At 59.3% G+C, this 14644-nt stretch carries 16 protein-coding genes; 14 read left to right on the forward strand and 2 right to left on the reverse strand.

Annotated features, from left to right (window positions below):
- The first annotated feature begins 26 nt into the window (after positions 1-26).
- The 12 genes from QD461_RS05740 (at position 27) to QD461_RS05795 (ending at position 11765) form a co-directional block, all read left to right on the forward strand.
- Positions 27-1454 carry a PLP-dependent aminotransferase family protein gene (locus tag QD461_RS05740; protein ID WP_414086850.1) on the forward strand — a complete coding sequence of 476 codons (1428 nt, stop codon included), beginning with the start codon at positions 27-29 and terminating at the stop codon, positions 1452-1454.
- Positions 1455-1597: 143 nt separating this feature from the next.
- Positions 1598-2254 carry a response regulator transcription factor gene (locus tag QD461_RS05745; protein ID WP_184704455.1) on the forward strand — a complete coding sequence of 219 codons (657 nt, stop codon included), beginning with the start codon at positions 1598-1600 and terminating at the stop codon, positions 2252-2254.
- Complete coding sequence (locus QD461_RS05750) at positions 2251-3627, forward strand: sensor histidine kinase (protein WP_184704453.1); 1377 nt, start codon at positions 2251-2253, stop codon at positions 3625-3627. Before QD461_RS05745 ends, QD461_RS05750 begins: the two co-directional genes overlap by 4 nt.
- A 103-nt stretch (positions 3628-3730) precedes the next feature.
- Positions 3731-4414, forward strand: a complete 684-nt coding sequence (locus tag QD461_RS05755; protein WP_414086851.1) for an MtnX-like HAD-IB family phosphatase — start codon at positions 3731-3733, stop codon at positions 4412-4414.
- Between the two features lie 20 nt (positions 4415-4434).
- Positions 4435-5853: an aspartate aminotransferase family protein gene (locus QD461_RS05760; RefSeq protein ID WP_414086852.1), complete on the forward strand. Its 1419-nt coding sequence runs from the start codon at positions 4435-4437 to the stop codon at positions 5851-5853.
- A 4-nt stretch (positions 5854-5857) separates the two neighbouring features.
- Entirely contained in the window at positions 5858-6811 is a 954-nt protein-coding gene (locus QD461_RS05765) for an arginase family protein (RefSeq protein WP_184704447.1), read from the forward strand.
- Positions 6808-7161, forward strand: a complete 354-nt coding sequence (locus QD461_RS05770) for an EamA family transporter (protein ID WP_184704445.1) — start codon at positions 6808-6810, stop codon at positions 7159-7161. Before QD461_RS05765 ends, QD461_RS05770 begins: the two co-directional genes overlap by 4 nt.
- Positions 7158-8030, forward strand: coding sequence for a fatty acid desaturase family protein (locus QD461_RS05775; RefSeq protein ID WP_414086853.1), 873 nt, complete (start codon positions 7158-7160; stop codon positions 8028-8030). Before QD461_RS05770 ends, QD461_RS05775 begins: the two co-directional genes overlap by 4 nt.
- Complete coding sequence (locus QD461_RS05780) at positions 8020-8835, forward strand: alpha/beta hydrolase (protein ID WP_414086855.1); 816 nt, start codon at positions 8020-8022, stop codon at positions 8833-8835. The genes QD461_RS05775 and QD461_RS05780 overlap by 11 nt, the downstream gene beginning before the upstream one ends.
- The gene (locus QD461_RS05785; protein WP_414086856.1) at positions 8816-9964 is read left to right on the forward strand and encodes a GNAT family N-acetyltransferase; all 1149 of its coding nucleotides are present in this window, start codon (positions 8816-8818) and stop codon (positions 9962-9964) included. The genes QD461_RS05780 and QD461_RS05785 overlap by 20 nt, the downstream gene beginning before the upstream one ends.
- Complete coding sequence (locus tag QD461_RS05790) at positions 9964-10434, forward strand: EamA family transporter (RefSeq protein ID WP_414086857.1); 471 nt, start codon at positions 9964-9966, stop codon at positions 10432-10434. The genes QD461_RS05785 and QD461_RS05790 overlap by 1 nt, the downstream gene beginning before the upstream one ends.
- The gene (locus tag QD461_RS05795; protein ID WP_414086858.1) at positions 10434-11765 is read left to right on the forward strand and encodes a class I SAM-dependent methyltransferase; all 1332 of its coding nucleotides are present in this window, start codon (positions 10434-10436) and stop codon (positions 11763-11765) included. The genes QD461_RS05790 and QD461_RS05795 overlap by 1 nt, the downstream gene beginning before the upstream one ends.
- On the opposite strand, the gene QD461_RS05800 is transcribed toward QD461_RS05795, so the two are convergent.
- Positions 11706-12494, reverse strand: a complete 789-nt coding sequence (locus QD461_RS05800; protein WP_414087074.1) for a MipA/OmpV family protein — start codon at positions 12492-12494, stop codon at positions 11706-11708. The two genes, QD461_RS05795 and QD461_RS05800, sit on opposite strands and share 60 nt — an antisense overlap.
- 380 nt (positions 12495-12874) lie before the next feature.
- Here QD461_RS05800 and QD461_RS05805 point away from each other — a divergent pair, with 380 nt between their 5' ends.
- Complete coding sequence (locus tag QD461_RS05805) at positions 12875-13066, forward strand: hypothetical protein (RefSeq protein WP_414086859.1); 192 nt, start codon at positions 12875-12877, stop codon at positions 13064-13066.
- A gap of 98 nt (positions 13067-13164) precedes the next feature.
- Positions 13165-13908 carry a phosphatase PAP2 family protein gene (locus QD461_RS05810; RefSeq protein WP_414086860.1) on the forward strand — a complete coding sequence of 248 codons (744 nt, stop codon included), beginning with the start codon at positions 13165-13167 and terminating at the stop codon, positions 13906-13908.
- Between the two features lie 37 nt (positions 13909-13945).
- Here the strand turns inward: QD461_RS05810 and QD461_RS05815 are convergent, their stop codons facing one another.
- Positions 13946-14587 carry a DUF1007 family protein gene (locus QD461_RS05815; protein ID WP_414086861.1) on the reverse strand — a complete coding sequence of 214 codons (642 nt, stop codon included), beginning with the start codon at positions 14585-14587 and terminating at the stop codon, positions 13946-13948.
- Between the last annotated feature and the right edge of the window lie 57 nt (positions 14588-14644).

Consider the following 14644-nt stretch of genomic DNA (forward strand, 5'->3'; position numbering starts at 1 on the left):
CTGTTATGGGAATGGATGCAGTACGGATGGATAATCTGTCGGGAGCAACGGCCCTTGGCGGCACCCGTATCGAGGGGGTGATGGCAGCGATCTCCGATCGGATCGCGGCTCGCAGCCTGATGCCGGGCGCGCGACTTCCGTCGGTGAGAAGCTTCGCCAAGACCATGCAGGTATCGGTTTCCACCGTGGTAGAGGCCTATGAACGGCTTGCAGCCGAGGGCGTGATCCGTTCCCGGCCGGGCTCGGGCTTCTACGTATGCGGCCCGCTGCCGCCGCTTCTGCTGTCGGAGGCCGACGCAAGTTCGGACCGCAATGTCGATCCGTTGTGGATTTCGCGACAATCGCTCGAGGTGGGCGATGATGTGCTGAAGCCCGGCTGCGGCTGGCTTCCGCCCTCCTGGCTGCCGCAGGCGGCATTGCGTCGGGCGCTGCGGACGCTGGCGCGCGGGGATGTTGGGGCGCTCGCCAATTACGGGACGCCGCTTGGCTTGCCTCCGCTGCGGCAGCTTCTGGCCAGACGCCTCGGCGATCACGGCATTACCGTGCCGCCGGACCAGATCCTGTTGACGGAGTCCGGTACGCAGGCGATCGATCTGCTGTGCCGCTTCCTGCTTGAGCCGGGCGATACCGTGCTGGTCGACGACCCGTGCTATTTCAATTTCCATGCACTGCTGCGCGCCCATCGCGCCAATGTCGTCACCGTGCCGTTCACGCCGACGGGGCCGGATGTCGCGCTGTTCAGTCAGGTGCTGGAGCGGCGCAAGCCGCGGCTCTACATCACCAACTCGGCCATTCACAATCCGACCGGTGCCGTGCTCTCGCCCGTGACAGCGCATCGCCTGCTGAAACTGGCGGATGCTTCCGATCTCATCATCATCGAGGACGATATCTTCGCCGACCTCGAAGATGTTGCGGCCCCCCGTCTTGCCGCCTATGACGGGCTCGACCGGGTGATCCACATCGGCAGCTTTTCGAAGACGCTCTCGGCCTCGGCGCGCTGTGGCTTCATCGCGGCGCGGCGGGATTGGATCGACGGTCTCGTCGATCTCAAGGTGGCAAGCAGCTTCAGCTGCGGGCAGCTGTCGGCCGAACTGGTCTATCTCGCGCTGAAAGATGGCAGCTATCGCAAGCACGTGGAGGGGTTGCGCGTCAGGCTTGCCAAGACCATGAGCGAAGTGGCGACGCGGCTGGAAGCTATCGGAATCGTGCCCTGGCTGAAACCGCAGGCCGGCATGTTTCTTTGGTGCGTTCTGCCCCGTGGAGTGAACGCGGCCGACGTCGCGCGCGCCTGCCTTGCCGAAGGCATTGTCCTTGCGCCGGGCAATGTCTTCAGCATGGCGGAGAATGCCGGCAGCTTCATGCGCTTCAACGTCGCGCAATCGACGGACGCCCGGATATTCGCCGTGCTTGAATCATCGATGCGGAGGTTGCGCCAGCCGCCGCGGGGAGGTTGAAGGCGGATCGGGTCTCGCAGTGTTTCGAGGCCGCAGGGGTGGATGCTCTTGCCATCAGGAAATTATCCGTCATAGCTTTGCCACAAGGCCACGCCAATGGCGGCGGCATCTGCTACAGAATTTTCGGCTAAATGGGGTCGAACGTGCGCGTTTTGCTTGTTGAAGACGACAATATCCTGGGGTCCTCGTTGAAGAAGGCTCTGGAAAAGCACGCCTATGGCGTCGACTGGATGCGCGATGGCGAATCCGGCCTGGAGGCTGCCGAGCATTCGCATTTTGCGGCAATCGTCCTCGACATCAATCTTCCCAAGCTCAGCGGCATGGAGGTTTTGCGGCATATCCGCCAGCGCGGCAATTCGGTTCCGGTTCTTTTGCTGACTGCGCTCGATTCCGTGCGGCAGAAGGTGGAGGGTCTCGACGAGGGCGCCGACGATTATCTGGTGAAGCCGTTCGATCTCGACGAATTGCTGGCCCGTCTGCGCGCGCTCATCCGCCGGCGCGACGGCCGCACCGAAAGCGTCATCCGCTGCGGTGACGTGGAGGTCGATCCTTCCGCCATGGTCGCGCGCAAAGGCAGCACCCCGGTGCATACGACGGCCAAGGAGTTTCATCTGTTGAAGCTCCTGATGGAACGCAGCGGCCGCTATGTGACAAAGAACGATATCGAATACGCGCTTTATGACGCCGAAAACACCGTCGAAAGCAACACGATCGAAGTGACGATCTACAATCTCAGAAAGAAGCTCGGTACCGATTTCATCAAGTCGATCCGCGGCGTAGGCTACATGATCGAGCGATGAACAACTCCACGCTTACCCGCAAGCTGTTTCTGCGCATCGCACCTGTCGTCGTGGTGACGATCGTCGTGATCGGCGCCTTCGCCTTCAACAGTGCGACGCGCGAGATCAACAATATCTACGACGCCCAGCTCATCGACGATGCCAATGTCATCTGGAGTCTACTGCGCCACCCGCTGGAAAAGACGCCGGGGCATGCCGCGAAGCAGATCGACGACATCGACTTCAACATGGACAATCAGCTGGCCTTCAACGAGGACGCCGATGACTATGCCGATGCGCATATGTTTCGCGCTTGGGTCGACGGCAAGATCCGCTTCTACAGCAGCACTGCGTTTCTGTCCGATGTGCCGCAGCAGAAGGTAGGGTTCACGACGCTGACCTATGGCGGCGAGGATTGGCGCATCTACTCGCTGCCCATTCCGAACACGACCATCGTGATCGAGCTCGGAGAAAAGATCGATCTGCGCGAGACACTTGTTTCCAACATTCTCCTCAATCTTTTCTTCCCGCTGCTGATCCTCGTGCCGGTCATCGGTTTTCTCATCTGGCTCGGCATCAACAGCGGCCTGCGCACCATTCACGGGCTGGTGCGGCAGATCCGCACCCGCTCGCCCGACGATCTCTCCGCCATTCCAGTGGAAAGCCTGCCGCGCGACCTGCTGCCGCTCGGCCGCTCGATCAACCAGCTGCTGGAAAAGCTCGGCCGCTCGCTGACGCTGGAGCGTCGCTTTTCAGACCTTGCCGCCCATCAGTTGCGCACGCCGCAGGCCAGTGTGAAGCTGCTCTTGCAGATGCTCGGCAACAGCGAGAACGAGCACGAGCGACAGGCGATCATTGCCGACCTCGTCGCGAGCAACAACAATGCCACGCATCTCATCGAGCAGCTCCTGCGGCTGGCAAGAGTGAGCCATCATCCGCTTAATCCGACCTCTGTGACACTTCATCATCTGGTGGCGTCGGTGCTTGCCGAATTCGGCAAGATCATCACGAGCCGTGAACTCGACGTTGTGCTCGAAGGCGATGAGACGGTCGAGGTCAAGACGGACGAATCCCTGATGCGCATGATGGTCACCAACCTGCTGGACAATGCGATCAAATATACCCCCGTCGGCGGGAAGATCAGGGTTGTTATTTCTGAGGATGACGGTGTCGGTCAGATCTCCATCAGCGACAGCGGGCCGGGCATCCCTATTCAGGAGCGCGAGGCGGTGTTCCAGAGGTTCTACCGGCTCAACACGCTTCAAACCGAAGGCGCCGGGCTCGGTCTTGCGATCGTCGCCGATACCGCGGACCGGCTTTCAGCGACGGTCGAGCTCTCTACGCCACGTTGGAGCAAAGGCCTGCAGGTAGACCTGAGATTGCTCGCGGGTTAACAATCAACTTACCATCGCTTTTCATTTTCGCTTCATTTTCCACTCATGCACGGCTCATCCGAGGTTGTTAGACGCAACTTGGGATAAGGCGAAAGGGTAATTCATGCAGGTGTTTTGCGATTTTGATGGAACCATATCCATCGAAGACGCGACGGATATGGTGTTGACGCGTTTCGCCGGTTCCGAGTGGGAAGATATCGAGCAGCTCTGGAAGCAGGGGCAGATCGGTTCGGGCGAATGTATGCGCCGCCAGATCGCTCTCATTCAGGCAAGCCGGTCGGAGCTCGACCAGTTTCTCGACACGGTGTCGATCGATCCGGGTTTCGAAGGCTTTCTGTCCTATTGCCGCAATGGCGAATTGCCCGTGACCGTCGTCAGCGACGGTGTGGACTATTTCATTCGCCGGATTTTGGCGCGCCACGGCATCAACGGCCTGCCGATCGTTGCCAATGTGCTGACCTGCAGCGTCACCCAGGGCCGCGAGGCCTATTCGCTGTTCCCGCCGTTCCAGGCGACGGGCTGCGTATCCGGCGCCGGCGTCTGCAAGTGCCGCGTTGTCGATAGCAACGACCTTCAGGTCTATATCGGTGACGGGCGGAGCGATTTCTGTGTTTCCGACAAGGTGGACCTCGTGTTCGCGAAGGCCAAGCTTGTCGACTACTGTGAAGAAAACGACATTCCATATGTCGGTTTCGAGGACTTTTCCGATCTGCTTCCAAAGATGGAAGCCGTTCTCCCGAGCGTCGAGCGACGCTCCCGTACGCTGCCGCACTTCAAGACAGCGTGAATTTGACCGAGAGGCATTGAATGAAAACGAATACAGCTGAAGCCTTCAGCGGCGAGACCGAGTCTCTCCGCTCCGAAGAGGAATTGCGCGCGCTTGAAGAAGCCTATTGCTCTCACGGCGATACGGTTCACTACACGGACAAGCCAAAATTCTTCGAAGGATGCGAAGGCTCCTTCGTCTACGATCGCACCGGAACGCCGTTCCTCGATCTGCAGATGTGGTACTCCGCAGTCAATTTCGGCTACCGCAACGAGCGTCTGAACGCTGCCGCTCATCGCCAGCTCGACGTATTGCCGCAGGTCGCCTCGCAGTACCTGCATCGCGAGAAGGTCGAACTTGCTGCGATGATCGCCCAGGATGCCGAGCGCAAGTTTGGCCGCAAGGGCCGCGTTCACTTTAACGTCGGCGGCTCGCAGGCCGTTGAAGATTCGCTGAAGCTGGTGCGCAACTATACCGGCGGCAAGAGCCTGATGTTTGCCTTCGAGGGCGGCTATCACGGCCGTACGCTCGGCGCGTCTGCCATCACTTCGAGCTACCGCTATCGCCGCCGCTACGGCCATTTCGGCGACCGCGCTCAATTCGTCGAGTTTCCCTACTACTTCCGCGGCCCGAAGGGCATGTCGAAGGAAGAATACGGCCACTATTGCGTCCAGAAGTTCGCCCGCCTGTTCGAAAGCGAATATAACGGCGTCTGGGATCCGAAGGCCGGCAAGTCCGAATATGCCGCTTTCTACATCGAGCCGATCCAGGGCACGGGCGGCTATGTCATCCCGCCGATGAACTTCTTCGTCGAACTGAAGAAGGTGCTCGACGATCACGGCATCCTGCTCGTCGTCGACGAAATCCAGATGGGCGTCTATCGTACCGGCAAGCTCTGGTCGATCGAGCACTTCGGTGTTTCGCCTGATGCGCTGATCTTCGGCAAGGCAATTACCAACGGTCTCAACCCGCTTTCCGGCGTCTGGGCCCGCGAAGAGATGATCAACCCGACCATCTTCCCGCCCGGCTCCACGCATTCGACCTTCGCAAGCAACCCGATGGGCACTGCCGTCGCGCTCGAAACGATGAAGATGCTGGAAGAAGCAGATTTCGGCGCTGCGGTCATGGAAAAGGGCGCGCACTTCCTCGACGGGCTGAAGCAGCTGCAGAAGCGCCACGCCATCGTCGGCGAAGTCGATGGTCTCGGCCTCGCACTGCGCATGGAAATCTGTGAGGAAGACAGCTACACGCCCAGCAAGGCGACAATGGACTGGATGTGCGACGAAGGCATGAAGGGCGACCTTCAGGTGGGCGGCAAGACCTACGGTCTCGTGCTCGACGTCGGCGGCTACCACAAGAACGTCATCACCTTCGCGCCGAACCTGCTCATCACCCGCGAAGAGATCGATCTGGCGCTTGCGCTGCTCGATCAGCTTCTGACGCGCGCTGCCCGGAGATAAGGCGGTGCAACTCCTGCTTCTTCATCTCGATGACGCATTGGAGTTGCAGCCGGATTTCGTGCGCGCCTGCAAGTTTGCAGGCGCGCACCAGTATTTCGACAAGAACGCGGGCCGCGAAGTTCGGCTCTGGGGCAAGCAGAACGCCCTTGCCGAACTTGGCCGCGAGATCGTTAAGAATACGCCCGCAACCGGCAAGGATCCCCAGCTCTGCTTCATGGGTTCCGGCGACTTCCATCACATCACCGCATTGCTTCTCGAAGGCGCGCTGGAACGGAATCCCGGTCCGGCGACGCTCATCCATTTCGACAATCATCCGGATTGGGTCACTTTCGACGGCGGCATGCACTGCGGCTCGTGGGTCAACAGCGCCCTTGCCAACTCGAACATCCAGAAGGTCATTACGATCGGTGTCTGCAGCCACGATCTTCGTAGCCCTGAGCGCAAGGGTGCGAATCTGCACTGGCTCGGCGAAGGCAAGCTGGAGCTTTACCCGTATGAGCATGCGCCGAGCCGCGTTCTTGCCGATTACGGCAACGGCGCCAGCTACCGGCAGGAAAAAGGTGCGCTGCACTGGAAGTCGATCTCGGAGATCGGCGAAGAGAATTTCATCGACCGCATGCTCAGCCGCATTCGTACCGAAGCGGTCTATGTGACTATCGACAAAGATGTGCTGGCCGCGGACGACGCCGTGACGAACTGGGATCAGGGCCGCATGCGGCTGCCCTATCTGCTGGCCCTGATCAGTGAAATCGGCAGCCGTCATCGAATCATCGGCGCGGATGTCATAGGGGATTATTCTGTTCCGAGCTATGCTGGCGGCCTGCGGACCCAGTTCATGAAGCGAGCTGAGATCTTCATCGACCAGCCTCGCGTCCGACAGGGGGCTGAAACGACCAGAAACATCAACAGTGCGGCTAATCACGCGCTGCTCGAGGTGCTGGCGGAGTACATGGAATGACCGGCGCACTGACCCTTCCCATGCTTGGGCTGATCCTCTTCTGCATTCTGGCGGAGACGGCCCGCGAGGTCTGCTTCAAACAGTCCGCAAACGAGCATACGCTGGTTTCGGCGATGTCCAAGCCGATCACCTGGCTCGGCATCGTCTTCTGGGCTGTAGAGCTGTTTGCATGGACCGCCGTTCTGGAGCGTGTTCCGCTCACTATCGCCTTTCCCCTCATGGCGTTGAGCTACGTTATCATTGTATTCGCCGGCGCTTTGATCTTTAAAGAAAACATCAACCTGCGCCACGCGACCGGCGTGTTCCTCGTGACAGCCGGCGTGGCCTGTGTGGGAGTTACCGGACTATGAAAATCTTTGCGCACACCAGATGGGATGTGGCGCCGGTTCTGGCTGCCGTCGCGCATCTCGCTTTTGATGTCTATCTGATCGTCGGCTTCGAAAGCCGCCCGCTGTGGGTTTCGGTCGTTCTCGGCAGCCTTTATGCCATATCGATTTCCTGGAACATCAACAGCATATCGCATAATTTCATCCATACGCCCTATTTCAAACCGCGCTGGATGAACTACGGCTTCAGCTTGTTGGAGTCGGTTGCGATCGGCTTTTCGCAGACCTATTACCACTGGGTGCACATGCGCCATCACTCTGGCAACAGCGACCGGCCGGATGAAAAGGGCGATACCATCGACCTTCTGTCGATCTATCGTCATGGTCACGACGGCAAGCCGGAGAACGTCTGGTCCTATACGTTCCTGAGCTTCTTCCGCGATAGCCTCGGCGATATCCACAAGGCGATTGCCCGGAACCGTCCATTCGATGCGGCCTGGGGCCGGTTCGAACTGTTCTTCTTCCTGGCCCTTGCAGCTGCAGCTCTTCTTTATGATTGGAAGGCCGTGCTGTTCTTCATCCCGTTCTACTATCTCGGCAATTGTCTGTCGTCGCTGAACGGCTACTACGAGCATCTCAACGGCGATCCGGACGAGCCGATCGCCTGGGGTGTTTCCAGCCACAAGTCCTTCTACAACTGGCTGTGGTTCGGCAACGGCTATCATGCGGAGCATCACTATCGTCCGCGGACGCACTGGACGAAGCTGCCTGCCCTTCACGATCAGATCAAGGAAGAGCAGGAAAAGGCCGGAACGCATGTCATCAGCACCTGCCATGCCCTTGGCTTCATGGCCAAGGAGAACCGGCAGGCGGAGCTCTCTCATGAAAGCTGATGACTTGAGCTTCTTCATGGAGGGCTCAAATGGAAAAGGCATACTTCTCGTGCATGGGCTGACGGGCGCACCGGCGGAAATGAAGCTGGTTGCCCGTCATCTCAATCGCAGGGGATATAGCATTTATGCTCCGCTGCTGGCTGGTCATGGCGTCGACGTGAAGACGTTGCGCCGTACCCGCTGGCAGGATTGGCTCGAGAGCGTCGTTGAGGCATCGGCTCTGCTGGCGACGAGGACCCAAGAGGTCTTCGCTGCCGGCATTTGCGTTGGCGGGAAGCTGGCGATGCTGGCCGCCGAGCAGCAGCCCGGCACGATCGGCGCTGCGGCCATCTACTCGCCTTGCTTCAGATATGACGGCTGGGACGTTCCCTTCTATTATCCGCTGCTTTCCTCGCAGATCGGCTGGCTGTCGCGCATTCCCTTCCTCGATCTCCTGAGTTTCAGCGAGACGAACTCGCTCGGGATCAAGGACGAGCGGATGCGTCGCCTGATCGAGGGCATGGCGAGCGAAGGCGTTCTGGAGAGATTCCCCGGCAAGGGCCTCGTCGAGATGCATCGGCTGGGCAAGACGCTGAAGGGCATCCTGCCGAAGATGCAGACGCCGACGCTGATCCTGCACGCCGAGGACGACGATCTCGCCAGCCCGAAACACGCACGCTACATTTCAGATCATATCGCCAGCCCGCATGAGCTGAAATGGATCAAGGACAGCTATCACATGATCCATGTCGACCGGCAGCACCGTCAGGTGGCCGATTTTACCGCGGATTTCTTCGAGGCGCGTCATGTCGCAGCCGCTGCTTAAGCTCGTGCCCAACCCCGTGGGCAATCCGGTGGTTGAGGCGCATTCCAGCATTCGCTCGATCGGTCGCGATGCGTGGAATGCCTGCTTCCATGACCAGGTCGAGGATTATGATTACCTGCTCACTATCGAGGAGGCGGGTATTGCCGGTTTCGAATGGCGTTACATCACGGTCGTCGAAGATGGCCGCGTCAGCGCCGCCATGCCGGCCTTCCTTTGCCTTTATGCACTCGACACGACGCTCGAAGAGGGAGGCTTGCGCCGGGCCGTGCGCCGCGTGCAGGGCATTTTCCCGAAGTTTCTAAAGCTGCGGCTTGCCTGCCTCGGGTCGCCCTGCACCGAGACGGGAGCGGTCGGCTTCCACCCCGACGTTCCGCAGGAGCGCCGCAGCGCCCTGTTTACGGAACTCGTATCATTCTTCGAACGCTTTGCCGCGACGGAACGCTGCTCGCTGGTCGGGCTGAAGGACATTCCCGAACCGACCTCCGCAGAATTCGGAACTGCGCTTTCCACCCGCGGCTATGCCTCGATCGGGGGCCTGCCGACGGCCTGGCTCGACGTCGACTTCAAGACGATCGACGAGTATCTCGCCCGGCTGTCCTCCGGTACCCGCAAGGACATGCGCCGCAAGATGAAGTCCTTCGAGCAGGTGCGTGTGGAGATCAGAACCGAATTCGGCGAGTTCCTGCCGCAGGTGATGGCGCTCTATCACGACACGCGCAACCGAAGCGATTGGCAGTTCGAGGAGCTTACCGCGGATTATTTCCAGGGAATTCTCGACCGAATGGGCGGGCGCTCCTACTGCGCATTCTACTTTGCTGAAGACACGTTGCTGGCCGCCAATCTCATCGTGCATGACGACCGCATTGCCATCGACAAGTTCTTCTGCATGGATGGCGAAAAGGGACGGCCCTATAACCTGTATTTCCTCAGCTGGTTCACCAATCTGCGCTATTGCCTGGATCATGGCATAAGGCGGTACCAGAGCGGGCAGGCATACTACGAAAACAAGGTGCGTCTCGGCAGCAAGCTGACGGCGAATGCGATGTTCTTCCGCCATCGCAACCCAGTGCTTCAGGGTTTGCTGCGGCTGGTGTCGCCTCTGTTCTCGACAGACGAGGCGGATGCGTGATGGCAATGCGTTTTTCCTGGTTGGCTGTGCCGGTGCTCAACACCCTGTTCCAGTTTTTCATCAAGCTCGGAGCCGAGCAGATGAACACTGGAAGTGCGGAAAGCTGGCTGTGGCATGCGCTGTCATCCTACTGGATATTGGCGGCCATCGTCGTCGAGGTCGTGACCTTCTTCATCTGGATGAACGTGCTCGCTGAGCTCGATCTCAGCCGTGCCTTTCCGCTTTCCGGCATCAGCTATGTGCTGATCATCGCGACAGGCTGGTTCATTTTCGATGAGAAGGTAGTGGCGCTGCAATTGATCGGCAGCGGCTTGATCCTGGCGGGTGTCTGGCTGATTGCAGGCGCCAATGTCGAGCCGAAGGGGGACCATGGCGACGCGGAGGAGGGTCATGGTGAGACGAAGAGAAACCATAGTGAATGGGACGCCAAGCGCGATGAACTGCGCACGGGGACTGGCAAGGATAGGTAATGACCAACGTGCAGCAAGCTGACAACAGCTCGAAGGGTGTTTTCTCCAGCCTTGTCGACTGGTGCGTGAAACGCGCGCTCTCGTCCATCGTCACGCGCGGCGCGCTGACAGTGACGACGGCGAGTGGCCGCGTCATGACTTTCGGTGACGGTACCGGGCAACCTGTTCGCGTCCGTTTCACTGACGACCGGGCCGAATGGGTGTTCCTGATCGACGCCGATGGGCGGCTCGGCGAACTCTATATGGATGGCCGGTTCATCGTGGAGCAGGGCACGCTCTATGATTTCGTGGCCATGATGCTGCGCGAGGCGCAGAACGCCACGCATCCTCTTATTGCCCGCATCATCGACGATATCAGAACCAGGTTGCGGATCTTTCGCCACCGCAACATGCCGGGTCGGTCGAAGGCCAATGTCGCCCATCACTACGATCTCAACGGCCAGCTCTACGAACTCTTCCTGGATCCGGACCGCCAATATTCCTGCGCCTATTTCGAACATGCCGGCCAGTCTCTGGACGATGCGCAGATCGCCAAGAAAAGGCATCTTGCCGCCAAGCTTCTGATCGAGCCCAAGCATCGCATTCTCGACATCGGCTGCGGATGGGGCGGTTTGGCCCTGCATATGGCCGAGCACGCGCCCGGCGGCCACGTTCTCGGCGTTACCCTCTCCGAGGAACAGCATGAATATGCCACCAAGCGCGTCACCGAAAAGGCGGGCGGAACGCCGGCGAAGGTCGAGTTCGCGCTTAGGGATTATCGCAGCCTGACGGGTCGTTTCGACAGGATCGTCTCGGTCGGCATGTTCGAGCATGTCGGTCTTGCATCGTATCGCACCTTCTTCCGCAAATGTGCGGAACTGCTCGAGGATGACGGCGTGATGGTGTTGCATACCATCGGCTGCTCCGCGACTCCGGGCTTTACGACGCCGTGGCTCGACAAGTACATCTTCCCGGGCGGTTATATTCCGGCGCTTTCTGAAATCGTTCCCGAAATTGAGGCGGCAGGGCTCGCAATCACCGATGTCGAGATATTGCGGCTGCATTATGCGATGACGCTCGAACACTGGCGCGAGCGTTTCATAGCGCGCTGGGGCGAGGTTGCCGAGCTTTATGACGAGCGCTTCTGCCGCATGTGGGAATATTATCTGTCGACGGCGGAAGCGGCGTTTCGCTACGAGGATCTCGTCGTCTTCCAGATCCAGATCTCCAAGCGCAACGACATCATTCCGCTGACGCGGAACTACATCGCCGATCACGAGGCGCGCAACGGCTCAAAAATTGATGTTGAAGGTTCGGTTGAGCGTAAAGCCGATAATGTTCTGGTTGGGTGAGCCGAAGCGCGCGGTGATCGGACTGTCGGCGGCGTCGCCCACCAGGCGGTTATACTTGCCGTAAACCTGTACGCTCCATTCGGGTGTGATCGCATAGGTCGCAGCGACGGTAACACCGACGGATTTCAAGCCGCCGCTGGCGTTGAAGGCGCTGACGCGACCGTTTCTTGCCGCCAGGGCCGGCGAGACGCCGAAGTTGCTGCGCATGTAGGTGGAATTTGCCAGCGACAGGCGGGGACCTGCCGATAGCAGCCATTTGTCGCCGACCGGCTGGAACCAGTCGAGCGCCAGATCGCTGACAAGACCATCGCCTCCCCAAAGAGACTGGCGTATTTCCGTGCGGAACCGGAGCTGATTATCCCTTAGCCAATATTGCGCGAAACCGCCGGCATCGAAGTCCCAGTGCACCCTGCGCTGGCTCTCCAGCTGCAGATTGTCAAGATTGAGACGATCGTCTCTCAGACCCACCACCGGCCCGATTTCGAGGCCGTGGAAATCGAAGAGGCCATAGTCGAAATTGTCGTCCGGCGCGCTGTATTCCGGGGTGTCGCCAAGGCGGTGGAGATCGAAGGAAGGCAGGGCGCCGAAGCTATAGTGCTTCGACCCTTCGTAGGTCGGGCCATACTCGACTGTGGCGCCCAGCGTTACCACCCATGTGTCGGAGGTGGCCTTTTCGGAGGCTGGGGTAACGGATGAGGCGGGAAGCGCAACGGCAGCCGATGCCGTCAGCAGGCTCAATCCGGCTGTCGCGAGCAACCGGGCGGCGAAAGATGTTCCAACACTTAACACTCTGACAATACCCGGTCCCTGATCGCCCTTAACGCACTAGTATCACAGCTCAAGGTTCTCAAAATAGAGAAAATTTGAGACGCATACGGTAAGTTTGACTCATTAATCGAACGTCTTGTTTCACCTGAGCCAAGCCGGGAGCAGCGTCTACCAAACTTCATGGTCGGCTGCTCAGAGACTTAGCTTGCGTTCCGCGAAGCGGCTTTGCCGTTCCCATTCCCGCATACAGGTGCTTGCAGGCTCCATCAGCGAGGTTCGGCACGCGCTCAGTGATCTGCATTTGAAAGGCTCCCTGCGGGCCTTGGAGGCGATGGGACCTGATGGCGCTGTCATGTTGGTTTGGTGGCATGCGCGATGCTTTCCCCATGGGCAATGGCGCCCTGCTGCCGACGGTGATCGCAAAGGCTCTGTGTAAGAATAAAGGCGGAATATTTCATGAACCTGAAACCTCGCGCAAAACGCAGCCCGATTATCGGCTTATTGCGGTTGGATTGCATTTATTCCATCACTAGATAGCGATTGTCCTCATTTCGGACAGAACTCCGGGAGACGACAGATCGCTCCGAATATGGAAACGGCAACAGGAATACAGGCTGGCAGTCGACAGGGTATGAATGATCAGAGATCTCGCAACGCGGGTATAATCGGACGGCTCGGGCGCTACGAGCCATTGCTGCTCCTGATGTTCGCCGCGCTTTCGGGTGGCGTGCTGCTTTTCGTCTATCTGACCGGCGAGGTTCTGGAGGGCAGCACGAAGGGGTTTGATGAAGCGATATTGCTGGCCCTTCGCCAGCCTGCCGATCTGTCTGTCCCGATTGGGCCGGGATGGCTCACACATGCCGTCAAGGACGTTACGAGCCTCGGTGGAACGACCGTCCTCGCAATGATGACGGCGCTGGTGACGATCTATCTGCTGCTGGACCGACATCGTGCGATCGCCATCTTCGTTCTGGTCTCAGTGCTTGGCGGATGGGCGCTCAGCGCAGTGTTGAAGCTGAGCGTCGCGCGAGCGAGGCCGGATATCGTGCCGCATCTTGTCGAGGTGAACGATCTGAGTTTTCCGAGCGGCCACGCAATGGTCTCGGCCGTGACCTATCTGACCTTGGCGGCCCTCATTTCCGGCACGCGCAGCTATCGGTCAACGCGCATCTTCATCGTCGCGGTCGGTATCCTGCTGACCCTGCTGATCGGCATGAGTCGCCTCTATCTCGGCGTACACTATCCAACTGATGTGCTCGGTGGCTGGTGTGCCGGGGCGACGTGGGCGCTTGCCTGCTGGATGGTCGCCCGCCGCTTCATATCGCCCTCACGGCGCGCGGATGGCGCGGCGCGAGATCTGCCGCCAAAGGAGTAAGAGAGCCGTCAGAGCGTTGCCGGGCCATAGCGTGGCATTAGCACTGGACTTCCAGCCGCGTTGCCACAAGCAGCGAGTAGTCCGTGCCCTTCGGATCGCTGAAGAACATGCTGGTCAGCGCCGCCTGATTCTCCGCCATGACTTCCTTGGGGTTGGGTCTGATGACCTTGCGCTTGCAGCGAGCCATATTCACTCCCGAAACCGTCATATCGTTGTCGGTGGCGAAATCGACGGCCGTGTAGAGCGTCTTGTCATAGATCCCGAAGATCGTATTTCCCTTGAGGAAGGTCTTCTGCTCGGGTTTCAGCGAAAAGGTGAGGATCAGCGAGCCGTCCTTGTAATCGGCCTGGATGGCGTCGGGCTTGGCCATCGGCACCGCTTTGCCGTTGCTGGTGACGTTCGTATAGTAGCCGTACTGCGCAAGCGAATCCTTGACCGTCTTGCCGACCGCCTTGAGCTCGCTCGGCGTGAGCGTCGGATTGCCGGCCTTATCGAAATCCACGACCACCGACGAGGAAAACACCTGGTCGAAGGTCCAGGCGTTGCGAAGCTCGCTGATGGAGCCGTCCGGTGCCGCCACGACCTCGAATTTTGCGTCGATGAAAATATGCGGATGGGCAAGCACAGGCCCGGGCAGAAGCGACAACATCGCAATCAGCAGGGGCATCTTTCTTTTCATGCGAGCAATACCGCGTTCCGTTTGTCAGTCTGGCCCGCAGACCTGAACGTCAATTGA

Source organism: Rhizobium sp. BR 314 (genome assembly GCF_047445805.1).
GTDB lineage: Bacteria > Pseudomonadota > Alphaproteobacteria > Rhizobiales > Rhizobiaceae > Rhizobium > Rhizobium lusitanum_B.